Source organism: Ruegeria sp. BE1 (genome assembly GCF_056538885.1).
This window is the reverse complement of sequence record NZ_JBQFTY010000001.1, coordinates 686,801-713,213: the sequence shown is the minus strand read 5'-3', so window position 1 is coordinate 713,213 and position 26,413 is coordinate 686,801. Positions and strand designations below refer to the sequence as shown.

The following is a 26,413-nucleotide window of genomic DNA, read 5'->3' as shown; positions in this document are numbered from 1 at the left end:
AACGTGACAAAGCCGCTTCACGATGAATTTAGTCCGGATGGCGCGTCTCGTGAACAGGTTTCAACCAGCCGCGATACCGGATCAACCGCCCCAGCCCCGGCATATCTGCTGACACATCAAAGCAAAACTGCCCCGTTTCACCCTGCCATTCTGTTGTTGCGGACCTTGGCAGCAGAAATGCGGGGCAGCGAATGCCCAGAACGCTTAGCTGCCTGATGTGTATAGACAGACCACCCTCTGTCGGTTGGACGGTCAGCCAGAGGGTAATGCACCCCAGCTGCTCACGAACGCAGGCGGCGCTGTGATCATAGGTTATCCGGGATTCGGTGACATGACCGTCAAAATCGCGCCGCCACGTCCACACGCCCCCCAGGTGTTTGATTTCCACACTGACCGGGATGTCCTCAGCGTTGGAGGGAAACCGGCCAAGGCGCAGCGCGACTGCGACCATCCAACCCTGCCCGCGCGCTATTTTGCAACGGCCAGCAAAGCGCCCCGTGGTCTGATGCAACGTCCTGACCGCCATGGGGGCCTCCGCCCCATCAGGCAGAGATTGCAGAAACGGGTCAGAAAGCACTCAGAACCCCATGGGAAGAAACCGGGATTGCAGCGCCTCATCCGGTACCAGGCAGGTTTCAGTACGGCCAAAGACCGCGTATCTGTTTCTGGCGATGGATTTATAGAGCGGCATCTTGATCCATTGCGGCAACAGCTTGCACACAGACAGAACGGGCCAGATCCCGGGCAGGTTTCGCATTGCCGCGGCAAAGGCATCCAAGTGCTGGTAAACTTGGCCATCCACGATCACCAGATTGGTTTCAAACTCCTGCGTGGGCAGGCCAAGTTCATGATACAGGCGCTGCCCCAGTGGCGATTGCGCCGTGGCAAACTGGAACCGATGCGCGGCGTCATGCTTCAGCATGAACCTGAAGAAGCTGGAACACAAAACACACTCCCCATCGAAAACAATGGCATCGCGGATATCTTTCAAGTGAATAAGCTCGGTGTCCTGCATGTCTTTCGGGCTCACCCCTTCCTTGCCAGGACCTTTCCATCCCCCTGCACCCTGCACAATGCGACAAGAGGACATCCGGCGTTGAACAAAGGAAAGGGCGTGTCGGGGAGCCTCCGGGGGTAGGTGGGTTTCCGGGGCTCGGACCTCATCCCCAAAAAAAGGCACAGACCCGACAACAACCGAAAAATAGGAATGTGCCAAGCTTTGGTCTTGTGTTCATCTGCCAAAACCATTCGAATTCCGGACAATTCATGTTTTCAATACATCCGATTTCAGACGCGTTTGCGCATCAGGTTTAGGGTATGATGAGTTATGGAAGTTGATATTGCCCGCATCCGATTGCTGACCAAAGCGCTTGATCAAAAAAGCCATGACTCCGGGCTGAGTGACCGTATCCTGCGAAAATGCGACCTCAGCAGGGACAGCATCGCGCCGCCTGCAGCAGCCTACAGTGCTCATCAAGAAGCCCTATTTGTACGCTATGCCTGCGACGCCCTTGGCGACATAACCTTTGCGGCCCAGGCTGGGCTGCAATTCCGATCCTCTTCCAGCCTGACGGCCTATATCAGTAAGTATTCCCGCGATCTGCGGCAGGTGATGGAAAACACATCGTATTTTCACAGAATGATTGACCCCGCGCTGATGTTCAGCCTGCGGCTCGCGGGAAACTTTGCCACGATCGAAGCCGATTGGAAGGATGCCAGTTTCGCCCGATACCATCGCAGGACCGAGTTTCTGCTGTTCTCGGGCCTTGCCCGCATGCGCGCCCTGACGCAGACCACCTTTTTTCCAATCGAGCTTCGATTTCAGCACGAAGTCGGAGAAAACCAAGCCCTGTTTCAGAAACTGGCCGGATGCCCGGTTGTGTTCGGCGCAGAGCGTATGGAAATCGTTCTGGCCCCCTCGGCGTTGGACATGCCCGTCCCCACCTACGATGCAAACCTGCGGACGCATCTGTTAGAATATGCCGAGCGTGTTCTGTCCGAGCGGCGTTCCCCCAAACAAAAACTGCGTGGTCAGGTCGAAGGGTTGATCACCCGCTCTTTGCCAGGAACGATCATCACTGCGGACGAGGCCGCCACCGCGCTGGGGATGAGCGCGCGCACCTTTGCCCGCCGTCTTAAAGACGAAGGGATCACCTATCGCGAAATCGTCGATGATCTTCGATGCGATCTGGCGCAAACCTTCATCACAAACGGCATGCCCTTGTCCGAGATCGCGTTTTCCTTGGGATATGCTGATCAGCCGGCCTTCTCTACCGCCTTCAAACGTTGGACCGGCAAGGCCCCGAGTACATTCCGCACCCGGTTGGACTTTGATTGACTGATGGATGCGGGTGGCCGGGGGTCATCAGTGGCACAACCTCGCCCCGGCCTGTCCCATGAGTGGACGATGGTGATATAAGGACAGGCTGGGTGCATGACTTGTGATTTCGCGCCAAAGTCATCGCCAAACCGGTCATTGTGAACAGCGTAATCGAAAGAAAAAAGGCGCCTCGGTCGAGGCGCCCTTGGTTTTATTGATCCAGGAAAGACCGCAGCTTTCGCGACCGGCTGGGATGTTTCAGCTTGCGCAGCGCCTTCGCCTCAATCTGACGAATACGTTCGCGGGTCACGCTGAACTGCTGACCCACCTCTTCCAGCGTATGGTCGGTGTTCATGCCGATGCCAAACCGCATCCGCAGCACCCGTTCTTCGCGCGGGGTAAGCGAGGCCAGAACCCGTGTGGTGGTTTCCTTGAGGTTTTCCTGAATGGCGCTGTCCAGAGGCAGCACGGCATTCTTGTCCTCGATGAAATCGCCCAGTTGGCTGTCTTCCTCGTCGCCAATCGGCGTTTCGAGGCTGATCGGCTCCTTGGCGATTTTCATCACCTTGCGGACCTTTTCCAGCGGCATTTGCAGCTTTTCGGCCAGTTCTTCCGGCGTCGGCTCGCGGCCGATTTCGTGCAGCATCTGGCGGCCAGTCCGAACCAGCTTGTTGATCGTTTCGATCATATGGACCGGGATACGGATCGTGCGTGCCTGATCCGCGATAGACCGCGTGATCGCCTGACGAATCCACCAGGTCGCATAGGTCGAGAACTTGTAGCCGCGGCGGTATTCAAACTTGTCCACCGCCTTCATCAGGCCGATGTTACCTTCCTGAATAAGATCAAGGAATTGCAGGCCGCGGTTCGTGTACTTTTTGGCAATCGAGATCACCAGGCGCAGGTTGGCTTCAACCATTTCTTTCTTGGCCTGCCGCGCCTCTTTCTCGCCCTTTTGAACCTGCTGCACGATGCGGCGGAACTCAGAGATATCCAGCCCGACATACTGACCGACCTGAGCCATGTCGTTGCGCAGTTCCTCAACCTTGGCGGTCGAGCGTTCGATGAACATCTGCCAGCCCCGGCCCGGCTTTTCCGCCATATCCGACAGCCAGTTCGGGTCCAACTCGCGGCCACGATAGGCGTCGATGAACTCGCGGCGGTTGATCCGCGCCTGATCCGCCAGCTTCACCATTGAGCTGTCCAGAGACATGATACGGCGGTTGATGCCGTATAGCTGGTCGATCAGAGCTTCGATCCGGTTGTTATGCAGGTGAAGACCATTCACCAGTTCCACGATCTCGGCGCGCAGCTTCTGATAAGTCGCCTCGTCCTTTTCGCTGAAGGTGCCGTCTTCGTTCAGTGTGGCCGAAATCCGGCTGTCCTGCATTTCCGACAGCATCGCAAAATCGGTCGAGATCCGCTCCAGCGTCGTCAGAACCTGATCTTTCAGCGCAGCTTCCATCGCGGCCAGCGACATGTTGGCCTGATCGTCTTCGTCGTCGTCATCGTCGGTGTTCAGCGGGTTGCCGTCGGCATCCAGCTCAGGGCCCGTGTCCTCTTTGGCGGGCTTGTTCGACTGTACAGCTGACGTGTCGACCACAGGCTCTTCCACATCGCCGTCTTCGTCCAACTGATTGCCAAAAGTGGCCTCCAGATCGATGACGTCACGCAGCAGAATGTCTTCGGACAACAATTCGTCATGCCAGATGGTGATCGCCTGGAAGGTCAGCGGGCTTTCGCACAGACCGGCAATCATGGTGTTCCGGCCAGCCTCAATCCGCTTGGCGATGGCGATCTCGCCCTCGCGGCTCAGCAGTTCGACCGACCCCATCTCGCGCAGATACATGCGCACAGGGTCGTCGGTACGGTCCAGCTTTTCGGTCGCCGCCCCGGCAAGCGCAACCTCGCGGTTGCTTTCGGTCGTGGTCAGTTCGGTCGAGCCTTTGTTCTCCTCTTCTTCGGCCTCTTCATCTTCGATGATGTTAATGCCCATCTCGGACAGCATCGACATCACGTCTTCGATCTGTTCCGAGCTGACCTGATCAGGCGGCAGAACCTGATTGAGCTGGTCGTAGGTGATGTAACCTTTCTCGCGGGCCTCGGCGATCATCTTCTTGACCTGGGCCTGGCTCATGTCCAGCGAGATTTCCTGTTCCTGCTCGTCGGATTTGCGGTCTTCGTTGGTATCCTTGGCGGCCATTCAATGCTCCTGCAGGGATGGGTGATTCGTTAGGTCCGAATCATTAGCGCGTAGAAGTGATTCGGCCACCCGTTTACCCGTTTTTCTTTTCCAGTGCCTTACGAAAACACCACTTTACCGGCGTTTCCGCTCGAAATTGATACCGGACATGATTGCCTGAAACGCGTCTTTCTCGTCGCGGTTGATTCGCGCACCGTTGTCGGCCACGTCGAATATCGCCCTGTCTTCGTTCTGGCTTCGGCTTGTGCGATTGCGCTCTTCGGCGGCCTGGGCCAGCCGATATGTCAGCGCCTCATCTGCCAGCTCGGACAGTTCCTCCTCGGCTTCGGCAATCTCTGCGTCCAACCCCCTGAGAGCTTTGATCTTTGCGAGTTCCTCGGCCAGAGTCATCTGCGCCTTTTCGACATCGCCCGGTTTATACACACAAGGGATCACTGCGACATGGCGAAGGGCCAGCAGGTTTTCAAGGGCCTCGGGTCCCAAAGTTTCTGCAATGTGGTCTTTCAGGTTCTCGGGGTCGTCAATCGCGTGGCGCAAGATAGCATCCCGCAGGGCCGCGTGATCGGGATCGCGACATTCCATGTCATCCAGTTCTTGTTCGAACTGAACCACGACCTCGGGGTTCAGGGCTGCGATGGCCAGAATCGCCGCCTCACGCAGCTGAATTTCCGCCCCTTCGGACGAGGCCAGAAACGAGGCGCGCGCGCCCGGAGTTGCCGCGGGTTTGGGCTGCCACTTGCCCCGCGGTTGCCAGGGGCGGTTCTGCGGCTGGCGTTGCGGGCGGAACAGCTGCCAGCGCAGGTCTTTGATTTCCTGTCCATAATGCGACCGGATCGAAGGGTCGCGGATCAATTTGATCTTGTCGCGCAGTACCTTGTCCAGTGCAGCCTTACGTTCCGGGCTGTCGAACACCTTGCCCTCGGTCTCGCGCTGCCACAGCAGCTTGACCATGGGCATCGCGCCTTCCAGTACGGCTTGAACGGCCCCCGGCCCTTCGGCGCGCAGCAGATCATCGGGGTCTTTGCCCTCGGGCATCAGGGCAAAGCGCAGAGACTTGCCCGCCTCCAGAAGCGGCAGCGCCAGATCAACCGCCCGCATCGCCGCGCGTAGGCCCGCCGTGTCGCCATCCAGCGCGATGATTGGCTCGTTTGAAACCCGCCAGAGCAATTGCAATTGATGCTCGGTGATCGCGGTACCCAGTGGCGCAACCGAGGCACCAAACCCGGCCTCGGCCAATGCAATCACGTCCATATACCCTTCGGCCACGATCAGCGGCTGCCCCTTCCCCGCCGCCTGTCGCGCGGGGCCGTGATTATAGAGGCTGCGGCCTTTGTCGAACAACTCGGTCTCGGGTGAGTTCAGGTATTTCGCGTTGTCATTGGGGTCCATCGCCCGCCCGCCAAACGCGATACAGCGCCCGCGCGGGTCGCGGATCGGGAACATGATCCGGTTGCGGAACGTGTCATAAGGTTTCTTACCCTTGTTCGAGGGCTTGGCCAGACCGGCCCCCAGGATCAGGTCTTCGGCCACGTTCTTGCCTGTCAGATGATCCCACAGGTTCTGCCAGCCATCGGGGGCAAAACCGATCTCCCACCGGTCCAGCGCCTGCGCGTCCAGGCCCCGACGGGTCAGGTAGTCACGTGCAGCCCCCCCTGCCCCGGTTTTGAGTTGCAGGCGGAAGAACTGCACCGCCTGCTCCATCACCTCAGCCAGTTGCGTGCGGCGATCCTGCTTTTCCTGCGCTTTGGGATCGCGCTGCGGCATGGGCATCCCGGCCTCGCGCGCAAGTATCTCGACCGCTTCGATGAAAGAGACATTCTCGGTCTCTTTCACAAAGCTGATCGCATCCCCTTTGGCGTGGCAGCCAAAGCAGTAGTAAAACCCCTTTTGGTCATCCACATGGAACGAGGCCGTCTTTTCATGGTGAAACGGACATGGCGCCCACATGTCCCCCTTACCCTGATTGGACTTGCGCTGATCCCACATGACCTTTCGGCCAACGACCTGAGACAGGCTCAGACGGGTGCGCAGCTCATCAAGAAATCCGGGGGGCAAAGACATGGCTTAAACCTGCCAGAAATGAAAACGCACGCCAAGGGGATGGCGCGCGGTTGTCCACAGGGAATTGGCCTATCTGTGGATTATTGCTGCAAGCACAGCTCCAGCCAAGCGGCACCGAGGTCTTTCTTACGGACGTCGCGCATCTTTTGCTCGTAGACCCAAGGCGTAATCAGTGGAATGGCGGCATTATAGTTTTCGGGCCAGGTCGGGCCAGTATCTGCGACCGCTTGCGGTACGTCCCGCTCTTTGACCTTGTCCAGACGCGCCTGCTGAATCGCCGCGACAACTTCGGCCTGAAATTGGCAGCTTTGCTCTTTGGTTTCCTGAGCGGCCAGAGGGGTGGCCAGAAAAACGGCCGCAAGGGCGATACGCAACATTGGGAACTCCGGGAATCATGTCTTTCGCAGCAGCTTACTCGCAGCACGACGCCCCTTCCATTCCCGTTTTGCACCTCGCGCCATCGTGTTGCACCGGGGCGAGCAGATGATGCCACCCGCCCCGGCCTGTGTTCAAAGACCCTTGGCGCGGTAGCTTTTCGAGACCCGGTCGATGGCCACGATATAGGCCGCGGTCCGCAGGTCTTCGACATCGTCCCGGCTGTGCCAGACTTCGCGCATGGACTGGTATGCAATACGCATCGTGTCATCGAGGCCCGAGCGCACCAGTTCAAGCTCATCCGCGCCCTTGAGGTACTTTGCCTTGAAGTCCGGAGACATCGACCACGCATCGCCCAGGTAGCGGTCCAGACGCTCAAGCTCGCTGACGATCAACTCGTGCCGCGCTTCTTCCTGACGGCGCTGCATCCGGCCAAAGCGGATATGGCTCAGGTTCTTGACCCATTCGAAATAGGACACTGTAACACCGCCCGCATTGGCATACATGTCGGGGATGATCACCGTGCCCTTCTTGCGCAGGATTTCATCGGCGCCAGCCGTCACCGGGCCGTTCGCGGCCTCGATGATCAGCGGGGCTTTTATGCGATCCGCGTTGGACAGGTTGATCACCCCTTCAAGCGCCGCAGGGATAAGGATATCGCACTCTTCCTCAAGCACGGCTGCACCCTCGGCAGAATGGGTCGCGTCGGGATAGTCTTTGACACCCCCGTGTTTGACGATCCACTGCCGAACGGATTCGACATCGATACCGTCCGGATTATACAGCGCGCCATCCCATTCGATGATGCCGGTCACAATCGCGCCGTCCTCTTCGCTCAGGAATTTGGCAGCGTGATAGCCCACGTTGCCGAGCCCCTGAACGATGACGCGCTTACCATCCAGCTTGCCTGACAGGCCCGCTTTCTGGATATCCTCCGGGTGACGGAAGAATTCACGCAGCGCGTATTGCACACCGCGGCCCGTGGCCTCGACCCGCCCGGCGATGCCCCCCGCATTCAGCGGCTTGCCCGTGACACAGGCCCGCGCATTGATGTCCGTGGTGTTCATCCGGGCGTATTGGTCGGCCATCCAGGCCATCTCGCGCTCACCCGTACCCATGTCGGGGGCCGGCACGTTTTGCGAGGGATTGATCAAATCGCGTTTGGCCAACTCATAGGCAAAGCGACGCGTGATCTGCTCAAGCTCATGCTCTTCATACTGGCGCGGATCGATACACAACCCGCCCTTCGATCCGCCAAACGGCGTTTCGACCAGGGCACATTTGTAAGTCATCAGCGCTGCTAGCGCTTCAACTTCATCCTGGTTCACGGCCAAAGCGTAACGAATACCGCCTTTGACCGGCTCCATATGCTCGGAGTGGACCGAGCGATACCCGGTGAAAGTATGAATGTCACCGCGCAAGCGAACACCAAAACGCACGGTGTAAGTGGCGTTGCAAACGCGTATCTTCTGCTCCAGCCCGGGCGGCAGATCCATCAGGGACGCCGCCCTGTTAAACATCAGGTCCACACTCTCGCGAAAGCTGGGTTCATTTTTGGCCGTCATTTAAACCTCCGTGCCGACGAACGACTTGCGTTCTGCCGTTTTGTCGCACCCTATGCGTTAACGATCAATAATTAAGCACAAAAAAAACTCGAAAACTCAGGCAGAAAGATTTCAAACCACTGTGAGTCGCCAGTGTTTCAGGACCAGCCTTAGATTGTCGCCCAGACGACAACAGAACCCATCAACGCCCCAAAATTATCCCGCTTTTTCCTGTAAATGGGCCAGCTCAGCGGCTTTTTTGCCTAAATCCCGCCATGATTCGGCGTTAATTTTCTGAGAGTTAATATTTCCTTAGCAGTTTGGATGTCTGCTCAGCGAGGTCGGCACTATGATTACGCGCGTTTTTAAAAGCCGCATTACGAAACTCAAAAGCACCGTCGCATTCGCGCGTCAATTCTCCCGCGATGAAGATGGCGGCGTGTTCACGATTTTTGTCGTTCTGGGGTTCATCGTTATTCTGGGCACCGCTGGCATCGGCGTGGACATTATGAACTTTGAGCGCGACCGCGCAGACCTGCAGGCGACGCTGGACCGCGCCGTGCTTGCCGCGGCGAACGTCAAGCAGACGCTGCCACCCAAAGACGTTGTGAAAGCCTACATCGAAAAGTCCGGGGTCCGGGGTGACCTGACGAAAGAGCCGATTGTCGTCGAGGACATCGGCTCGCGCAAGGTGACCGCAAATGCCGAAGTCGAAGTAAGAACTCATTTCATGCGGTTCTTTGGGACGGATTCGCTGACGGCCAATGTGACCAGCGTTGCGGAGGAGTCCGTCGGCTCGATCGAGATATCTCTTGTTCTGGATATGTCAGGTTCAATGAGTTGGCCATCGGCGACCGAGAACAAGTCAAAGATGGCCGCACTTCAAGAAGCAGCCATTCAATTCGTCAATACGATGTATGAAAAGGAAAACCCCGACAAGATTTCGATCTCAATCGTGCCATACAACAATCAGGTGAGTGCGGGCGCAAATATCCTGAACCAAATGTCGGGTGTCACAACCGAACACAGCTATTCGCATTGTGTGGACTTCCGGGACTCTCAGTTCCGCGAGCCGGGGGTTAACCCATCGGCAAGCCTGAATCGTACTGCGCACTTCGACAATCGCAACTATGGGGACGACTACGCGGACGAATTTCATCGCACCTCAGTCTGCCCCACCCGCGCAGGCAGCGATATTACGCCCGTAACGAACGTCATTTCGGATTTGCATGATCAGATCAATGCCATGAGTCCCGGTGGCAACACATCGATTGATATTGGCGTGAAATGGGGTGCTGCTCTGCTTGATCCTCAGTTTCAGTCGGTCATCGACCAACTGTCCAGACAGAACGCCAACCCGAACGAAGTCATTGACCCAGATACTGGCAACGTCGCTGGTACGGACCAGAAACCCAAAAAAGTCGTTCCCGCGATTTTTGACAACCGTCCGGTGGCCTACGAAGGCAACGTCAAAAAGATCATGATTGTGATGACCGATGGTGAAAACACCGAAAACTGGATTCTGGACGAATCTTTGCGGGACGGTCTGTCAGATGTTTGGTTCAACCCCAACGCAGGTCAACATACCCGGCGCGAATGCGTAAGAAGAAGGTGGTGGGGTTGTGAACGTTTCGGAGACATCACCCGCTCCGGTGAATTCAGTGTTCTTGTCGCAGAGAACCCACGCGAGTTCTACTACACCCGGCGAAACACAAGAGGGCACGCAGAACCTTTTGGAGGTGAATTTGCTGACCAATCTGTACGTCTGACCTATCCGCAACTGTGGAATATGGTGAGCCTAGACTGGAATGCGGCATACAACATGTCCCAGGAGCCCAACAACAATACCAACTGGTACTCAAACGCGTTTTCCACGACCAGCAGGACAGACAAAGACACGCGGTTGCAACAAACCTGTACTGCGATCAAGGGCCGGGATGTTGAAGTCTATGGTATCGCTTTCGAAGCGCCGGATGTTGGCGTGACTGCGATGAGAAACTGTTCAAGCGGAGCGGGGTTCTTTTTCGAAGTCAACGCCAATGGCAATCTGGGTGAAGACAACCTTTCCCTCACGCAGGTCTTCGAGGTCATCGCCACAAACATCAAGCGCCTGAGGCTCACGCAATGATCCGCAACATGTTCCGGAGAATAAGGCGTTTCAAACGTTCTGAAGACGGCTCATTGACAGTCGAATTCGTTATTATCTTCCCTCTATACGCCTTCTTTATCCTGAGTGTCGTCGAGTATGCCTTGGTGACAATTCAGCAGGCGATGATCGAACATTCCATGGATGTGGTCGTGCGTGACATACGCTTGGGGACGGCACCCAGCGTGACGCATGATGACATCAAGGATGCCATCTGCAACAGAACCGTCGTGGTCCGCAACTGCTCGCAAAACTTGCAGTTGGAAATGATTGTTCAGGACCCTTATGCAGGTATCAACCTGCCGCCCACCCCGGACTGTGTGGACAGGGCAGAAGAGGTAACGCCGGTCCGCGACTTCCAAACCGGTGGTTCAAACAAACTTATGGTCCTGCGTGCATGTGCAAAAGTTGACCCGGTATTTCCGACAACGAACATGGGTCGCGCCGTGAGTGGCGACGATGGATTTGTCCAGCTCACCGCGACGACCGCCTTTGTTCAGGAGCCTTGATTATGCTTACAGCAATAAGAATAAAACGCTTCTTGAGCCGTTTCAAACGACGTGAGCATGGCAGCTTGTCACTGGAAGCCGTGCTGACGTTTCCGATTTTTGTCTGGGCCATTACGCTAACTTACACGTATTTCGATGCCTTCCGCGAGAGCACCATAAACCTCAAGGCGGCCTACACGGTGGGCGACCTGATCTCGCGCGAAGGCGGTGAAGTCCCGATCAATGACGCCTATGCCGCGTCGATGTATCTGCTGTTCTATCGCATTCTGGACAACAATTCGCCGCTGGAAATGCGTTTGACCTCCATCACGTTCAAAAAGGACGAAAGCTCTAATAGCGACGAGCCGCGTCACTTTGTGGAATGGGCGACACGGTGTGGGTACGACGAAAACTGGACCAACGACAACGTTGATCAACTGAGCAACAGGCTGCCTCCGATGGCGGAATTGGACAGTTTGATCCTTGTTGAAACCACAAACGACTATATTCCGTCGCTCACAACGACCTGGCTGGAACCGGATCAAACCTTCGACACGTTCGTATATACCCGACCGCGTTTTGTTCCCTTGGTCCCTGGAAATGTGTCGCCCGTGTTTTGTGACAACGGTTCAGTCGCCGTGGCGACGGCAGGTTAATCTGCCAACATAGTCTGAAGCACTTCGGTCATGAATTTGGTTTCGGCGGCGTTTGTCATTCCGCCGATACCAATGCGGCGTCCAAGACGCCACCAAAGGCCCGGCGCCCAACTGTTCGGGCCCGGCTTACGTGTTTTCACCAAAAACCCGTTTGATGGTTTGAAAGCAAAGACACCACGGTCGATACCCTCAATATCTTCGATTTTGGCAATGACCTGCCCTGCCCCGGTTCTCAGCTCGGATCGAGTCAGTTCGATCCAGTCGTTTGTCGCGGTCCACATGCGGTAGGCCAACCAGAATGCCGCGCCACCGACCGCGATCAGGAAAACCTGCCACCCAAACGCAGGTGGCTGCGCAAGGACAACATAGAAGACCATAAGGCCCACAAAGCCCAGCATCGCCACACCCAGACCACGTCGGGCGGGCGACGGCTTAATGACGGCCAGAACATCTTCCTGCATGGGACCCCCTGCTGATTTTCTTTTGGTTTAGCGGCTTTACCCGCAAAAGGACAGAGGCCGAATCTGTCACGGATTTTCGCACATACCCCGTTCTTTTCTGCGGATTGACGGATCGCCTGTGCCCCTTAGATGCTGCTGCGTAAGCACAGGAGCCGATCATGTCCCTACGTCCCGTACTGGAAACCCGCAAAGCTATCGCCACGATGGAGGGTGCCGGCGTCAAACTCCACCGCGCGTTCGGCTTTCAGGACCCGTCCGAGTTGGACCCGTTCCTGCTGTTTGATGATTTCCGGAATGAGCGGCCTCAGGATTATCAGGCCGGGTTTCCCTGGCACCCGCATCGCGGGATTGAGACGATCACCTATGTTCTGGCCGGGTCGGTCGAGCATTCGGACTCGCTGGGCAACAGCGGAACGCTAGGGGCCGGGGACGTCCAGTGGATGACTGCAGGGTCCGGCATTTTGCATCAGGAAATGCCAAGCGGAAACACTACCGGCCAGATGCACGGGTTCCAGTTATGGGGCAACCTGCCCTCATCCCAAAAGATGACCGCGCCGCGTTATCAGGATGTGCAAAGCAAGGATATTCCCGAAATCACCGATGATGACGGGACCACCGTGCGGGTGATCGTGGGTGAGTTCTGGGGTAAGACCGGCCCCGTGGACGGGATCGCTGCCGATCCGCAATATCTGGATATCTCAATCCCCGCCGGGGTCAAAAAGACCTTTCGGATCGACACGCACCGCCGCGCCTTTGCCTATGTGTTTCAGGGCCAGGCCGCCTTTGCAGACGCTTCGCAACCCGCTGGTATCCTGCTGGAAAAAGAGGTCGCCGGGCAAGAGGTCAACATCCGCGACATGTCCGGGGACAGAACCCTTGTGCGGTTCGGCACCGGGGATGAGGTCACGGTTCAGGCCGGGTCTGAGGGCGTGCGGTTTCTGCTGATCTCGGGCGCGCCGATTGATGAGCCTGTCGCCTGGCACGGCCCCATCGTCATGAACACGCGGGCCGAGTTGGAGCAAGCCTTTCGTGAGCTGCGCAACGGGACCTTCATCCGCCCCGCGCATTAAACCAGTCAGGCCGAGACCGACCGGCGGACCATGTCCCAATAAACCTGCTCAACCTCATCCAGCGACAGACGTCCGCCAGCGCGGTACCAAGTCATGACACCGTTGAGCATGGCGATGACCGCCAGCGTTGCGATTTTGGTATCCGTTATATCGAAAACCCCATTCCCCTGCCCTGCGCGCAGGATTGCCTCAAGCGCGTCCTCATAGCGGCGGCGCAAGGCTTCGACTTCCGCGAAGTTTTCAGGCGTGAGATTGCGCAGCTCCATATAGGCGATGAACACCTCATCGGGGCGCTGTAGGTGAAAGCGGATGTGGAACCCCACGAATTGCCGCAACGCGTCCGACGCATTCTTGGCCTCCGGCAACTCGACATAGGCCGCCAAAAGCTCGTGCATGTGGTCGTGCATCAACCGAAACAGCAAGCTTTGCTTGTCGGGGGTATAGTTGTACAGCGCACCGGCCTGCACGCCAACCTCGGACGCGATCTGACGCATCGAGACCGCGGCGAACCCGTGGCGCGCAAACAGCGCCAGCGCCGCCTTGCGGATGCGGGGACCTGTAATATCGGAATGGGAACCTTGCGTGCGTGCCATGGCCCCACTGTATCTGAACGTCTGTTCAGATAGAACCCCGCTTGAACCAACGCGCCAAAAGGTGCATCACCGATGCAACCGAGTTTGAAAGGGTTCTGCATGAAGCCCCTGCAATTGCTGTTTATTGTCCTCGCCTGTGCCGGATGCACCAATTTCCCCGAGCTCGAAGGGCGAGAGCTGGCCGACGTCAAGACGACCCGCTTTCCCAAGCTGGTTCCCCTTCAAGAAGCGCTCGGTCCGACGGTTGATCCCGTGGAAGAGGCCACCGCCGTCGAAGAAGACCTGAACACACGACGCGAAGCGCTTGAGAAAAAGGCGCAAGAGCTTCAGGACGCTGAAATCAACTGACCCTTTGCGAATAAGGCCCTGTCCGGGTCTGCGACGCATTGCACCCTCGCGCCGAACCCGCTAAGGCAGCGCTGAACGGGCGACAGGCCCGATACCATGAGATTTTCGAGCGAAAGGAACCCACGGGATGACACAGGCGCTGCGGCTGGGAATTGCGGGCTTGGGAACGGTCGGCGTGGGTGTCGTCAAGATCGTACGGCGTCATGCGGATCTGTTGCAGGCACGCACCGGCCGGTCCATCGAAATCGTTGCAGTTTCGGCCCGCGATGCCAGCAAGGACCGTGGCGTGAACCTTTCGGATTATGCCTGGGAGACGGACCCGGTTGCGCTGGCAAAGCGCGATGACATCGACGTTTTCGTCGAATTGATCGGGGGCGAGAACGGCCCGGCCAAATCCTCGGTCGAGGCGGCGCTGGCCAGTGGCAAGGATGTGATCACCGCGAACAAAGCACTGCTGGCAATCCACGGTCAAGAGCTCGCTGAAAAGGCCGAGGCCGCCGGTCGCGTGATCCGGTTTGAGGCCGCCGTCGCAGGCGGTATCCCGGTGATCAAATCCCTGACCGAGGGGCTTGCAGGCAATGAGATCACCCGCGTCATGGGCGTGATGAACGGCACCTGCAACTACATCCTGACCCGTATGCAATCGCAGGAGCTGGGTTATAACGCGCTGTTCGAAGAATGCGCAGAGCTTGGCTATCTTGAGGCCGACCCGAATCTGGATGTGGGCGGAATCGATGCCGCGCACAAACTGGCGTTGCTGTCCTCGATCGCCTTTGGGACCAAGCCGAATTTCGACGGGATCGAGATTGAGGGCATTCAGCAGATCAGTCTGGATGACATCCATCAGGCCGACGACATGGGCTATCGCATCAAACTGCTGGGCGTGGCGCAGAAAACCGCGCGCGGTCTAGTACAGCGGATGCAGCCCTGCCTTGTGCCCAGCGGCTCGGCCCTGGGTCAGTTGGAAGGCGGCACCAATATGGTCGTGATCGAAGGTGACGCGGTTGAACAGGTTGTCCTGCGCGGCCCCGGTGCCGGTGAGGGCCCGACAGCCAGCGCCGTAATGGGCGATGTCTGTGATCTGGCCCGTGGCCTGCAAATCCCGACCTTCGGACGCCCCGCCACATCGCTCCAAGACGCGGCCCCAGCCATCACCGGCCTGCCCGCCCCGTATTACCTGCGCCTCGCCCTGCTGGACAAACCCGGCGCGCTGGCCAAAGTCGCCGCCATTCTGGGCGATGCCGGTGTCTCGATCGACCGGATGCGTCAATACGGGCATTCCGACAGCACCGCCCCAGTGCTGATCGTGACCCACAAGACCACGCGCGCCACGTTGGACATCGCCTTGAACGGTCTGCGCGAGACAGATGTGGTGGACGGAGACCCCGTCGCATTGCGGATCGAAGAGGTTTAACCCTTGCAGCCCGCCCAAAACGCAAGCTATGCCGAATAAAACGCCTTTACTGACCTGAGGATGCCAAAATGAGTGCTGCCAAAGTAGATTTCAACGACCGCCTGCTGTCCCTGGGGCTTGCGCGGGTTGCGGAACAGGCTGCATTGGCCTCGGCCTCTCTGGTCGGTCGCGGCGATGAGAAAGCCGCCGATCAGGCCGCTGTGAACGCCATGCGCGAACAGCTGAACCTGCTGGATATTGCCGGTGTCGTGGTCATCGGCGAAGGTGAGCGGGACGAAGCCCCGATGCTGTATATCGGCGAAGAGGTCGGCACCGGGAATGGCCCCGGCGTGGACATCGCGCTGGACCCGCTGGAAGGCACCACGCTGACCGCCAAGGATATGCCCAACGCGCTGACCGTGATTGCGATGGGCCCGCGCGGCTCGATGCTGCATGCCCCCGACGTTTACATGGACAAGCTGGCCGTGGGCCCGGGCTTTCCCGAAGGTGTCGTCAGCCTGGACATGAGTCCGCGTGAACGGGTTGAAGCGCTGGCCAAAGCCAAAGGCTGCGCGCCTGCCGACATCACCGTCTGCATTCTGGAGCGCCCCCGCCATGAAGCGATGATTGCCGAAGTGCGCGAAACCGGTGCCTCGATCCGTTTGATCACCGATGGCGACGTGGCCGGTGTGATGCACTGCGCCGAAAGCGAAGTCACCGGGATCGACATGTATATGGGCCAAGGCGGCGCGCCCGAGGGTGTTCTGGCGGCTGCGGCGCTGAAATGCATGGGTGGTCAGATCTTTGGCCGTCTGTTGTTCCGCAACGATGACGAGCGCGGCCGCGCCGCCAAGGCGGGCATTACCGATCTGGACCGCATCTACGCGCGGGACGAGATGGTGACAGCCGACGTGATCTTTGCCGCAACCGGTGTGACCGGCGGATCGCTGCTGCCGCGTATCAAGCGCGAGCCGGGCTGGCTTGAGACCACCACCCTGCTGATGCGGTCGAAAACTGGTTCGGTGCGTCGCATGTCTTACCGCACGCCGATGTGGTCGCACGACAACTAGCGGCTTGCGCCGCTGCCTCCGGCGGCCGTATTTTAAACGAGAAGAAGGGCCGGGTCCGCGCAGGGTCCGGCCTTGTCATATCAGAGGCGGGTCATGGGTTTTCTTGGAGTTGAACAGTCTTTGTCCGGGCGGCGCTGGGTTGGTCCTTCGGCGGATGTGGAACGCGCAACCGAGGTTCTGATTCAGCAGGCAGGGCTGCCGCGCGCGGTCTGTCAGGTGCTGGCACGGCGCGGTGTTCCGGCGATGGAGGCTGCGGGGTTTCTGGAGCCCAAACTGAAAGAGCTGCTGCCTGATCCGCGTGACATGAAGGATATGGAGACCGCTGCGACGCGGTTTCTGGCGGCGGTGCGCGCGAGGCAGCGGATCGCGGTTTTTGCGGATTACGATGTAGATGGGGGCAGTTCGGCGGCCTTGCTGTTGGTCTGGCTGCGGCAGATGGGCCTGCAGGCGACGCTTTATGTCCCCGACCGGATTGACGAAGGCTATGGCCCCAACGTTCCCGCCATGCAGGAGCTGGCGGCCAGCCACGATCTGATCATCTGCGTGGATTGCGGGACACTCAGCCACGAACCCATTGCTGCTGCAAAGGGGGCGGATGTAATCGTACTGGATCACCATTTGGGCGCCGAGACCCTGCCCGACTGTGTGGCCGTGGTGAACCCGAACCGGCAGGATGAGAGCGGCGATCTGGGCTATCTCTGCGCGGCGGGTGTAGTCTTTTTGATGCTGGTTGAGGCCGGGCGGCAATTGCGTGAGGCTGGGGCCAAAGGCCCCAACCTGATCTCTTTGTTGGATCTGGTGGCTTTGGCAACGGTGGCGGATGTCGCGCCGCTGATCGGCGCAAATCGGGCGCTGGTGCGGCAGGGGTTGAAGGTGATGGCCCAGCGGCAGCGACCCGGGCTAGTCGCCCTGTCTGATGTGGCGAGAATGGATTCAGCCCCCAACAGCTATCACCTTGGGTTCATGCTGGGGCCGCGTGTGAATGCCGGAGGGCGCATTGGTCAGGCTGATTTGGGTGCGCGGTTGCTCAGCACGGAATCGGTCCACGAAGCACAGGCTCTGTCGCAGCGGCTGGACGAACTGAACACCGAGCGGCGCGACATTGAGAATGCTGTCCGCGCAGCCGCTTTGGAACAGGCGGAAGAACGCGGGCTGGACGCGCCATTGGTCTGGGCGGCGGGCGAAGGGTGGCATCCCGGCGTGGTCGGCATCGTGGCCTCGCGCCTGAAAGAAAACGCCAACCGCCCCGCGATTGTCATCGGCTTTGATGGGGATGAGGGCAAGGGCTCGGGCCGATCTGTGACTGGGGTCGATCTGGGGGCCTCGATCCAGCGTCTGGCGGCTGAGGGGCTTTTGGTCAAGGGCGGAGGCCACAAGATGGCCGCCGGTCTGACCGTTATGCGCGACAAACTGGAGCCGGCGATGGAGCGACTTGGTGAATTGCTGGCCAAACAGGGCGCGGGTGAAGGTGGCCCGGCGGACCTGAAACTGGACGGCACCCTGATGCCGGGGGCCGCCACGATCGACCTGATCGAACAGATCGAACAGGCCGGTCCGTTCGGGGCCAGCGCCCCTGCCCCGCGCTATGCTCTGCCAGACCTTCAGATCAGATTCGCCAAGCGCGTCGGCGAATCCCATCTGAAGCTCTCGCTGGCCGATGGGATGGGCGGCGGCTTGGACGCTATTGCGTTTGGCGCATTCGACGGGCCGATGGGGGAAAAACTGTCCAACCATGGCGGCGCGCGGTTTCATTTCGCCGGACGGCTTGAGGTGAATACATGGGGCGGGCGGCAATCGGTGCAACTTAGACTAGAGGATGCGGCTGAGGCCAAATGAGGCGCCTTCCGGGGGTCCAAAAAACTTTCACATCCTTGCATTTTTCGGCTTGCGGGGGTCAGAGGTAAACCGTAAAAGGCCCTCCACAAGCCAGCGTGGCCCGTTCGTCTATCGGTTAGGACGCCAGGTTTTCAACCTGGAAAGAGGGGTTCGATTCCCCTACGGGCTACCACTTGTGCTTGTTTGGCCTAAATGGCCCGTTCGTCTATCGGTTAGGACGCCAGGTTTTCAACCTGGAAAGAGGGGTTCGATTCCCCTACGGGCTACCATTTCCGTCACACTCCGAATTTCTCGCGGCACAGGTCCTGAATTTGGTCCCATGAGGATTTAAATTCCGGTGTGTTTTCGGCTGCATAGTGAAAATTCTTCATCAAACCCGTCAGTTGTGTAAAGACCTGCCGAACGTCGGCCTTGTCCGCAAAGCTGGCCGTCGATTGGGTTACGTCATAAACCAGCTTGAAGGTCATCCTCTGCCGTTCAAGTGGCACGGTCGCGTCCACTTTGTCGAACGCGTCCTGCTGCAGGTAGACCATATCGACGAACAGCGCCTTTTGCTGGGTTACAAAGTCTTCGATCGTCACGCCCTCTTCGCCAGTGACCTGCATCATCTGGTCGACCTGTTCGCCCTTTTCGATCAGTTCGATCAGATCGCGCACCTTTCCGGTCCAGTCGGGTTCGGCGTTTTTGTCATACCAGTCCGACAGCTGATCAGTGTAGCGCGACCAACTGAGCATCGGATCGACCGCCGGATAGAACCGTTTATAGGCACGCTCGGATGACAGCCCGAGGAAACATTTCACAGTAGACAGTGTCGACTGCGTGACCGGTTCGTCAAAATTCCCGCCCGCGGGCGAGACGGTGCCGATCAAGGTCAGGCTGCCCAAGGCGCCATCGTTGGTTTTCATCGCACCTGCGCGCTCATACAGGCCCTTGATTGAGCTTTCCAGATATGCGGGAAAGCCCTCCTCGCCCGGAATTTCCTCAAGCTTACCAGAGGTTTCGCGCATGGCCTGAGCCCAGCGGCTGGTGCTGTCGGCAATCAGCAGCACGTCATAGCCCATCTGGCGGTAATATTCGCCCAATGTGATGCCGGTGAAGATCGACGCCTCACGCGCGGCGACGGGCATTGAGGATGTGTTGCAGATGATGATTGTCCGGTCCATCAGGCTGCCGCCGGTGGTCGGGTCGGTCATCTTGGGAAATTCATGGATGGTCTCGACCACCTCGCCCGCGCGTTCACCACAGGCCACAACAATCACAATATCCACCTTGGCGTTGCGCGCGATCAGGTTTTGCAGAACGGTTTTACCGGCGCCAAACGGGCCGGGAATACAGGCCGTTCCGCCGCGCGCGATGGGAAAGAACGTGTCGATCAGACGTTGCGAGGTCAGCACTGGCTCGGTCGGGTAAAGCCGCTCGGACAAAGCACGTTTCAGGATGCTTTCGGGCAGAGGCCGCCGCACCGGCCATTTCTGCGACAGGGTCAGCGTATGCTCACCGCCCTGCACGTCCTCAAGCCGTGCCACGATATCGTGGATGGTGGCGGCGCCTTTCTGGACCCAGACCACCTTGTACTCACCGACCCAGTTGAAGGGCAGCATGATCTTGTGGCTGAAATGACCCTCGGGGACCGTACCGATACTGTCGCCTGCGGTGACCGTATCGCCGACCTTGACCGAGGGCGTGAACGACCATTTGGCCTGCGTATCCAGCGGGGCCACATCCGCCCCGCGCGGCAGGAAAGTGCCAAACTCAGCGGCCACCTTGGGCAAAGGCGATTGCAGCCCGTCAAACACCTGCCCCAGCAGCCCCGGGCCAAGCTCAACCGACAGCAACTGCCCCGATTGTTCCACAGGGTCGCCCACGGCCACCCCGTCGGTACTTTCGTAGACCTGCACATCAGCGGTATCGCTGCGCACGCGCAGCACTTCGGCCTTCAGACGTTCCTGACGGCCACCGGGACCCGGGCGCGTGGGTAGGATAAAGACCACCTCGTTCTTGACCAACTGCCCGGGCTGGCCTGATGCGTCCGTGTTGGCCTGTATCTGTACCAACCCCTCCTGCACCGAAACAACGCGGGCGGTGGTGGTTTGGTCGGCTGGGGTTGGGGCGGTCATGCTGAGGCTCCCTCAAAGTCAAAATCGGCCATGGCCTGCTGCGCCAGATGTTCAAATCGCTTGGCCGCGTCCTGCGCATTGCTTTGCGCCCAGCGGTCGAAAATGTTCCAGATCAGCACATAGATCGCCACCGCCTCAAAATCGAAATAGTGGCGCGAGGCGTGCCGTTTCAGTTGCTTGTGACTGACGGACAAAAGCAGCCGTTCCAGCCCCAAGGGGTCTTCGGCATCCAACAACTGTTTCGCTTCTTTGATCCAGGGCATCGGCCCGTCCAGCCTAAAGGTCGGGTCGCCCCAATTGGCCGGAATGTGGCGGCTCCATCGGCCCATGCCGAATGTACTGGTCGGCGGGCTGCCCCCCTGCTTGCGCAGGCGCAGCGCGGCAACGGCTGTCCGCAGGTCCATCCGCTCTGTGCAAACCCGTCGCAGGGTTGGTTGCGGAATGTCCGCCAGTGCCCTTTTGCACCGTTCAATCGCCTGAGCGTCGGTGACGTCCATGTCATAATCGCTCCAGTTCAGAGCGTGTTCCAACACCTTCAAAACCCGCGCATCCTCAGCGGTCAGCGCGGTCAGTCGGCGATCCAGCCGCAACCGGGACAGCGGCGGCTGTTTGGCCACAAACAACCGTTCCGAACCCGGCAGGCTGCTGATCAGCGCGATATACGCGTCGGGGTTGGGCATCTCAGCGGATCACCCCCTCCAATACTGCGCGGAAGCGGGGTTGCAGGTGCTCCATCAACAGAGCAGCCACGGCCTTGTCCGTCAGGTCCAGCACCACGCCCTGATCCTCGGCCCGGACGCGGATACCATCCTGCGCGTCGTCCGAGGCGTGCAACTCGACCTGTTCGCGCAACATATCAGCAGTCAGGCCCAGCACGTATTTCGTCAGCTTGCCCGACTGAATGTCATCGGCGTTCTGCTTGATCTCTTCCTGCGTGGCGATCCTGGCGGGCAAGATGACCTGTACCGGACCGTCCAGCTTTGCCTCGGTGGCGGCACGGCCGACCACCTCAAGGATCATCTGTTTCAACAGGTCCGGGTCCGCCATTTCCTTGGTCACCAGCCGTTCGACATCCTGACGAAACCGATCCGTCAGACCGGCCTTCATGGTCAGAACCGCGTCGCGCATGGCGGTGTTCAGCGCCTCTTCACCCGCCGCACGATAGCTGTCGGAGTCGCTACGGGCCTTTTTCTGATACTCATCCGCCTCGCGCTTGGCGTCGGCCAGTATCTTTGCCGCCTCTGCCTTGGCCTCGGCGCGCAGCTTTTCCGCATCGGCCTGACCGGCGGCCACCCCATCGTTGCGCAGCTTGTCGATCAGCGCGTCAACGCCATGAGAGATCATCCCATCCTGAGCCATCAGCTGATCCCCGCACTGATGACAAGGGCAAAGACAAAGGCGAACACACCAAAGCCTTCGATGATCGCCGCAGGGGCCAGCGACAAGCCGAAGATTTCAGGCTTTTCCTTGGTCGCGTTGATCGCCGCTGCACAGGCCCGGCCCTGCCATATGCCGCAATACATCAAAGCGATGCCCGACAGGATGCCGATCCCGAACAACCCACCTGCGTTTTCGGGGGTTACGTCGCGGTTCAGGGTGAACATGATGACGATCCCATAGATCACCATGGTCGAGGGAAAGGCCGAGACGCCGACAAACCGGCCATAGCCGCCCTCGGTCTCGGTCATCGCGCCGATGCTGGCCATCCCCGCGATCGAGCAGCCAATCGCACTGGCCGCCGCACCCAATGCCATGGGTGCATAAATCCCCAGCCAACCCAATGTCAGAACAAGCTCATTCATTCCTGAACCTCCTTGCGGGCGAACGGGCGAAAGACGATGCCTTCATCCGGCAGACCCCATTTATAGAATTCGATGTAATTGAGACGTAATCCGTGGACGACGCCGCTCATCATCGCGAGGGCGAAGTTCAGAATATGGCCAATGATCAGGATCAGCAGACCGAACAGAATGCCCGGCCCTTTCAGCGCGTGAATCACCGACATCGCCAGATCGTTAAACGTGATCGCCAACGAGGCCGAGGCCAACCCCAGCGCAAACAGGCGCATATAGCTGAGGACATCTCCGAACGCGCCCATCGCCCCGGCCAGCGCCTGAATGCCGTCGATCAGACGCCACAGCCAGTCGGTGGGTTTCTTGATCGCCCGCTCGCTTGAGAACAACAAGATCGTCAGGATGCCGATGATCAGAAGGGCCGCGCCCGGTGTCGGGCTATCCCCTTTCATATAGCTAAGCCACAGAACAAACCCGCCAATCAGCGCCGCGATCCACCCGAGATTTGCGATGGCCTTTCGCTGCCCCCACGCCGCGCGGGCGGCCAGCGCATTCGCCAGCACCAGATGCAGCACGCCAACCACAATCGAGACCATCATCATCGCCGCGAAATTGTTCAGGTCGAGCAGTTTAAGTTTCCCAAGGATCGATCCATCCGCCGGAGCCACGCCGAAATAGCTGCCAACCAGAACCCCATACACGACCGTGGCCCCTGAAACGACCAGCCCATAGCGCCGCCATGATCTTTGCTGGGCCGTCTTGTCCATCCGCTTCCGGAACAGCAGCAGACCCAGCAGGATCACGGCCCCATACCCCGCATCCGCCACGATCATCGCGAAGAAGAACGCGAACGAGGCCGCAACGATCACGCTGGGGTCCCAATCCTTGTAACCGGGCACTTGATAAAACAGCGCCAAGTCCACGGCCGCACTGCGTTTTTCCGGCTGCTCCAACAATGTGGGCGGAGTGTCGTCAGGTCCTGGTTCTTCGATCAGAACGGCGGCACCCTTGGCCTGAGCCATATCCAGTACCGCGTCCACTCGGTCCTCGGGCACCCAGCCTTGCAGGGCGAACATCGCCCCTTCATCGCGCACCTTCTGCGTCGCATGAGCCAGTTCCGCCGCGCTTTCCGCAACCGCCAGATTGCGGCGCATCAGCGTCAGATAGCGGGTCTGCGCAACCCGTTCGGCCTCAAGCGCTTCGATGGCGATTTCGGCCTCTTCCAGTTGGGCTTCAAGTTCGTGGATGGGCAGCGATCCGGTATGCGTGCGCGGAACCGGCAGGATGTCATCTGCGGGTTCATCCGGTGCGATCAGCACGGCGTAAACAAAGCGATGGTCTTGTTCCAGAATGGCCCAAGGCACCGTCAGACCCTGCAACGCATCGCGGTGTTTCAGGGGCAACTGATAGAACCACAGCCGGTTGCCCGCCAGAACGTCTCCGGGCGGGAAATCCAGATCGCCCCATGGGCGCACCTGCGTAATGCGATGGGCCAGAAAATCGCGCCGGTCGGTCATATCGCGCGTGCGCTGCATCAGGTCCAGCACATCGGTGACGAACTGGTCCATATCAAACACTGGATCACGCTGAATCTGGCGTCGGGGGTCGACAATATCCGCAAGGAATCGCAATGCTTTATAAGCGCCTTTTGCACCGCGTTCGCTGATCTTTTCCGGCTCGGCCGGGGGTGGCGCGAGCGGCAGAACATGCATGCAGCCAAGCCTTTGCAGCGCCTCAAGTGTCGGGGTCTTTTCAGCGGCAGGCCCGACCAGCGACAGTTTTTTGAGGCGGGCAACACTCATGACACGGCCTCCTGCGCATGTTTGCGTTTGGAGATTTTCGAGCGCACAACAGACTGCATCTGCTCATCACTCAGATAGATGCGGATTTTCTTGATGTTGGCCTTGGCACGCGGGATCAGAACCTTTTCGAACAGGTTGACCCGTTGGGTAATTGTGGCAACCGCCTTGTCGAAAATCTTAACCCGTTCCTCGGCCACTTTGACGCGCAAACGTGCCTCGATCATATCGTGGAGCAACTGCGCCGCCGCATCGACCCAATGCGGCTTGGCCAGTCTGGAATAAGGGCGCACGGCAACTTCGATCCGGTCAAGCGCGGGCATCTTGACGCCCACAACGTTGACCTCTTTGACCTTGTAGTCCTTCAGTTCAACCAGACCATCCAGATCAATGCCCTGCTGCGCCAGCATGGGCAGTTTGGCCCCGACCTGCTGGGCCAGGTTCGCAACCTCTTGTTCCAGCCGGTGTACATCCGCGCGGGCCTTGGCGCGTTCGGCCATTAACTGCTGGCGCTTCAGGTCCAGCGACGGCAGAAACCGCTCATAGCTTTTCAGCTGCGTCTGCTGGCGGGCCAGCGACGATTTATTCAGCTGCAACCGCGCCATCACTGTCCTTTGGGAAATACTTGTCGACCAGGGCTTGCTTCATCAACAACTGCTCGGGCTTGAAACACTCGGCCAGCGTTTTCCAGCCCAGATCCAGCGCGTCTTCCAGCGGGATTGAGACGTTGATGTCCATGAACCGCGCCCGGAACAGCGCGCCGAATTTCAGCAACTGGTGATCATAGTCTGACAGATCAAAGGCCATCGCCTGTTTCTGCGCCGCATCGCGGCTTTCGGAATAGAATCGGATCATCGTGTTCATGATCTGCCCGTGATCTTCGCGCGTGGTCTTGCCGATCACGTTCTGCTTGAGGCGTGAGAGGCTGCCGAACGGATCAATCACGCCCGAGTGCAGATAAAACTGCCCCTCGGTGATATAGCCCGTGTTGTCCGGCACCGGGTGGGTCACGTCATTGCCGGGCATGGTCGTCACGGTCAGCACCGTGACTGATCCTCCCTTGGCATAATCGCACGCTTTTTCATACCGCCGCGCCAGTTGGGAATAGAGATCGCCCATATAGCCGCGCTGCGAGGGCACGCGCTCCTGACTGATCCCCACCTCTTTCATTGCGTCGGCATAGGCGGTCATATCGGTCAGCAGAACCAGCACGCGCTTGCCCTCTTCCACCGCGAATTTCTCGGCCACGGCCAGCGCCATGTCGGGCACCAACAGCCGCTCGACCAGAGGGTCCATCGCCTGATTGACGAACATCACGGTGCGGGAAAACACGCCCGCATCCTCGAACGAGGTGCGGAACGTGTGGTAGTCGTCAAAGATCAAGCCCAGCCCACCAAAGACGACAATATCGGCATCCGCCTGAATACCGATTCGGCTGAGAAACGCGTTGAACGGCTCGCCCGAGACGGAAAAGATCGGGATTTTCTGGCTTTCGACCAGCGTGTTGAACACATCGATCATCGGCACATCGGTGCGGATCATCTTGTTCGGAACCGCCCGTTCCGCAGGGTTCACGGTTGGCCCGCCAATCTCGATCCGCGGCTCGGATGACAGGTCCGGACCACCATCGATCGCCTGTCCTGCCCCGTCAAAAACGCGCCCTAGAATGTTGGCCGAATATGGCGTCTGCATGGGATGGCCCAGAAAGGTGGCCGTCGCCTCGGTCGAGATTCCCTTGGTCCCGGAAAACACCTGCAACGTCACCACGTCCCGGTCGATGAAGATCGCCTGAGCCAAGGTTTTATGGCCGTCAACCGTCTCGATCACCGCCAGATCATTGAATCGAACCGCAGCGTCCGAGGTCCCGTCCACCGGCACCCTGACCTTGATCGTGTCACCCACAATTTCCAGTACACGCGTGTATTTCAACAGACTACGGGACATTGGCTATCCTCATGCGTCCAGGTGATTTTAGATAATCAGCGCCGCAGCGGTCAGCGGCAAATTCTATAATCTTCATTGCAGCTTACAATGAATTCAAAAATTGGCAACCGAGGGCGTCTTCATCGTTAGCGACGCAGGAATTTTTCATTTACTAAAAATTTAGTTTGACACATATGCAAAAAATCGCCGATGCTGT

Annotated in this window: 24 protein-coding genes and 2 tRNA genes; 11 read left to right on the top strand and 15 right to left on the bottom strand. The window is 58.8% G+C overall.

The genetic code is table 11. The features are described from left to right. Positions 1–28 precede the first annotated feature (28 nt). Together ACR0J5_RS03530 and ACR0J5_RS03525 are read right to left on the bottom strand one after the other, a co-directional pair. Positions 29–526, bottom strand: coding sequence for a DUF4166 domain-containing protein (locus ACR0J5_RS03530; RefSeq protein WP_480650467.1), 498 nt, complete (start codon positions 524–526; stop codon positions 29–31). Positions 527–577: 51 nt separating this feature from the next. Then, positions 578–1,015 (bottom strand): thiol-disulfide oxidoreductase DCC family protein, encoded by a 438-nt coding sequence (locus ACR0J5_RS03525; protein ID WP_480650465.1) that lies wholly within the window; start codon positions 1,013–1,015, stop codon positions 578–580. A 312-nt stretch (positions 1,016–1,327) separates the two neighbouring features. On the opposite strand from ACR0J5_RS03525, the gene ACR0J5_RS03520 reads away from it, so the two are divergent. Continuing rightward, complete coding sequence (locus ACR0J5_RS03520) at positions 1,328–2,338, top strand: helix-turn-helix domain-containing protein (protein WP_480650463.1); 1,011 nt, start codon at positions 1,328–1,330, stop codon at positions 2,336–2,338. Between the two features lie 193 nt (positions 2,339–2,531). Here ACR0J5_RS03520 and rpoD read toward each other — a convergent pair whose 3' ends face one another. From rpoD to ACR0J5_RS03500, 4 genes are all read right to left on the bottom strand, one after another. After that, positions 2,532–4,523, bottom strand: coding sequence for an RNA polymerase sigma factor RpoD (rpoD, locus tag ACR0J5_RS03515; protein ID WP_480650462.1), 1,992 nt, complete (start codon positions 4,521–4,523; stop codon positions 2,532–2,534). Positions 4,524–4,637: 114 nt separating this feature from the next. Beyond that, positions 4,638–6,584 carry a DNA primase gene (dnaG, locus tag ACR0J5_RS03510; RefSeq protein ID WP_480650461.1) on the bottom strand — a complete coding sequence of 649 codons (1,947 nt, stop codon included), beginning with the start codon at positions 6,582–6,584 and terminating at the stop codon, positions 4,638–4,640. 80 nt (positions 6,585–6,664) lie between these two features. After that, a complete protein-coding gene (locus ACR0J5_RS03505) occupies positions 6,665–6,961 on the bottom strand; it encodes a hypothetical protein (RefSeq protein ID WP_480650460.1) in 297 nt (98 codons plus the stop codon). Positions 6,962–7,093: 132 nt separating this feature from the next. Then, positions 7,094–8,524, bottom strand: coding sequence for a Glu/Leu/Phe/Val family dehydrogenase (locus ACR0J5_RS03500; RefSeq protein WP_480650459.1), 1,431 nt, complete (start codon positions 8,522–8,524; stop codon positions 7,094–7,096). 328 nt (positions 8,525–8,852) lie between these two features. On the opposite strand from ACR0J5_RS03500, the gene ACR0J5_RS03495 reads away from it, so the two are divergent. Genes ACR0J5_RS03495 through ACR0J5_RS03485 form a run of 3 tightly spaced genes read left to right on the top strand, consistent with a single transcriptional unit; the run spans position 8,853 to position 11,793 of the window. Next, positions 8,853–10,631 carry a TadE/TadG family type IV pilus assembly protein gene (locus ACR0J5_RS03495; protein ID WP_480650458.1) on the top strand — a complete coding sequence of 593 codons (1,779 nt, stop codon included), beginning with the start codon at positions 8,853–8,855 and terminating at the stop codon, positions 10,629–10,631. Further along, positions 10,628–11,158 carry a TadE/TadG family type IV pilus assembly protein gene (locus ACR0J5_RS03490; RefSeq protein ID WP_480650457.1) on the top strand — a complete coding sequence of 177 codons (531 nt, stop codon included), beginning with the start codon at positions 10,628–10,630 and terminating at the stop codon, positions 11,156–11,158. The genes ACR0J5_RS03495 and ACR0J5_RS03490 overlap by 4 nt, the downstream gene beginning before the upstream one ends. A 2-nt stretch (positions 11,159–11,160) precedes the next feature. Next, complete coding sequence (locus ACR0J5_RS03485) at positions 11,161–11,793, top strand: TadE/TadG family type IV pilus assembly protein (RefSeq protein ID WP_480650456.1); 633 nt, start codon at positions 11,161–11,163, stop codon at positions 11,791–11,793. Here the strand turns inward: ACR0J5_RS03485 and ACR0J5_RS03480 are convergent. Then, complete coding sequence (locus ACR0J5_RS03480) at positions 11,790–12,254, bottom strand: hypothetical protein (protein WP_480650455.1); 465 nt, start codon at positions 12,252–12,254, stop codon at positions 11,790–11,792. The genes ACR0J5_RS03485 and ACR0J5_RS03480 overlap by 4 nt on opposite strands. A gap of 158 nt (positions 12,255–12,412) precedes the next feature. Here ACR0J5_RS03480 and ACR0J5_RS03475 point away from each other — a divergent pair, with 158 nt between their 5' ends. Then, positions 12,413–13,324: a pirin family protein gene (locus tag ACR0J5_RS03475; RefSeq protein ID WP_480650454.1), complete on the top strand. Its 912-nt coding sequence runs from the start codon at positions 12,413–12,415 to the stop codon at positions 13,322–13,324. Between the two features lie 5 nt (positions 13,325–13,329). On the opposite strand, the gene ACR0J5_RS03470 is transcribed toward ACR0J5_RS03475, so the two are convergent. Then, the gene (locus ACR0J5_RS03470; protein WP_480650453.1) at positions 13,330–13,917 is read right to left on the bottom strand and encodes a TetR/AcrR family transcriptional regulator; all 588 of its coding nucleotides are present in this window, start codon (positions 13,915–13,917) and stop codon (positions 13,330–13,332) included. 72 nt (positions 13,918–13,989) lie between these two features. Between ACR0J5_RS03470 and ACR0J5_RS03465 the strand changes: the two genes are divergently transcribed. From ACR0J5_RS03465 to ACR0J5_RS03440, 6 genes are all read left to right on the top strand, one after another. Continuing rightward, complete coding sequence (locus tag ACR0J5_RS03465; protein WP_480650452.1) at positions 13,990–14,265, top strand: hypothetical protein; 276 nt, start codon at positions 13,990–13,992, stop codon at positions 14,263–14,265. 127 nt (positions 14,266–14,392) lie between these two features. Continuing rightward, positions 14,393–15,679: a homoserine dehydrogenase gene (locus ACR0J5_RS03460; protein ID WP_480650451.1), complete on the top strand. Its 1,287-nt coding sequence runs from the start codon at positions 14,393–14,395 to the stop codon at positions 15,677–15,679. Positions 15,680–15,747: 68 nt separating this feature from the next. After that, positions 15,748–16,728 (top strand): class II fructose-bisphosphatase, encoded by a 981-nt coding sequence (gene glpX / locus ACR0J5_RS03455; protein ID WP_480650450.1) that lies wholly within the window; start codon positions 15,748–15,750, stop codon positions 16,726–16,728. A 93-nt stretch (positions 16,729–16,821) separates the two neighbouring features. After that, positions 16,822–18,564 (top strand): single-stranded-DNA-specific exonuclease RecJ, encoded by a 1,743-nt coding sequence (gene recJ, locus ACR0J5_RS03450; protein WP_480650449.1) that lies wholly within the window; start codon positions 16,822–16,824, stop codon positions 18,562–18,564. A 97-nt stretch (positions 18,565–18,661) separates the two neighbouring features. Beyond that, positions 18,662–18,736 (top strand) — tRNA-Glu (locus ACR0J5_RS03445). Positions 18,737–18,758: 22 nt separating this feature from the next. Next, positions 18,759–18,833 (top strand) — tRNA-Glu (locus ACR0J5_RS03440). Between the two features lie 6 nt (positions 18,834–18,839). On the opposite strand, the gene ACR0J5_RS03435 is transcribed toward ACR0J5_RS03440, so the two are convergent. From ACR0J5_RS03435 to ACR0J5_RS03405, 7 genes are read right to left on the bottom strand one after another with little or no spacing between them, the layout of a single operon-like run. Then, on the bottom strand, positions 18,840–20,681 hold the full coding sequence (locus ACR0J5_RS03435) for a V-type ATP synthase subunit A (protein ID WP_480650448.1): 1,842 nt from the start codon (positions 20,679–20,681) through the stop codon (positions 18,840–18,842). Further along, on the bottom strand, positions 20,678–21,361 hold the full coding sequence (locus ACR0J5_RS03430) for a hypothetical protein (protein WP_480650447.1): 684 nt from the start codon (positions 21,359–21,361) through the stop codon (positions 20,678–20,680). The genes ACR0J5_RS03435 and ACR0J5_RS03430 overlap by 4 nt, the downstream gene beginning before the upstream one ends. A 1-nt stretch (position 21,362) precedes the next feature. Continuing rightward, positions 21,363–22,040 (bottom strand): hypothetical protein, encoded by a 678-nt coding sequence (locus ACR0J5_RS03425; RefSeq protein ID WP_480650446.1) that lies wholly within the window; start codon positions 22,038–22,040, stop codon positions 21,363–21,365. Further along, positions 22,040–22,483, bottom strand: coding sequence for an ATP synthase subunit C (locus ACR0J5_RS03420; RefSeq protein WP_170324458.1), 444 nt, complete (start codon positions 22,481–22,483; stop codon positions 22,040–22,042). Before ACR0J5_RS03420 ends, ACR0J5_RS03425 begins: the two co-directional genes overlap by 1 nt. Further along, a complete protein-coding gene (locus tag ACR0J5_RS03415) occupies positions 22,480–24,276 on the bottom strand; it encodes a V-type ATP synthase subunit I (protein WP_480650445.1) in 1,797 nt (598 codons plus the stop codon). Before ACR0J5_RS03415 ends, ACR0J5_RS03420 begins: the two co-directional genes overlap by 4 nt. Next, positions 24,273–24,878: a V-type ATP synthase subunit D gene (locus ACR0J5_RS03410; protein ID WP_480650444.1), complete on the bottom strand. Its 606-nt coding sequence runs from the start codon at positions 24,876–24,878 to the stop codon at positions 24,273–24,275. Before ACR0J5_RS03410 ends, ACR0J5_RS03415 begins: the two co-directional genes overlap by 4 nt. Next, positions 24,856–26,217, bottom strand: coding sequence for a V-type ATP synthase subunit B (locus ACR0J5_RS03405; protein ID WP_480650443.1), 1,362 nt, complete (start codon positions 26,215–26,217; stop codon positions 24,856–24,858). Before ACR0J5_RS03405 ends, ACR0J5_RS03410 begins: the two co-directional genes overlap by 23 nt. Positions 26,218–26,413: the final 196 nt, after the last annotated feature.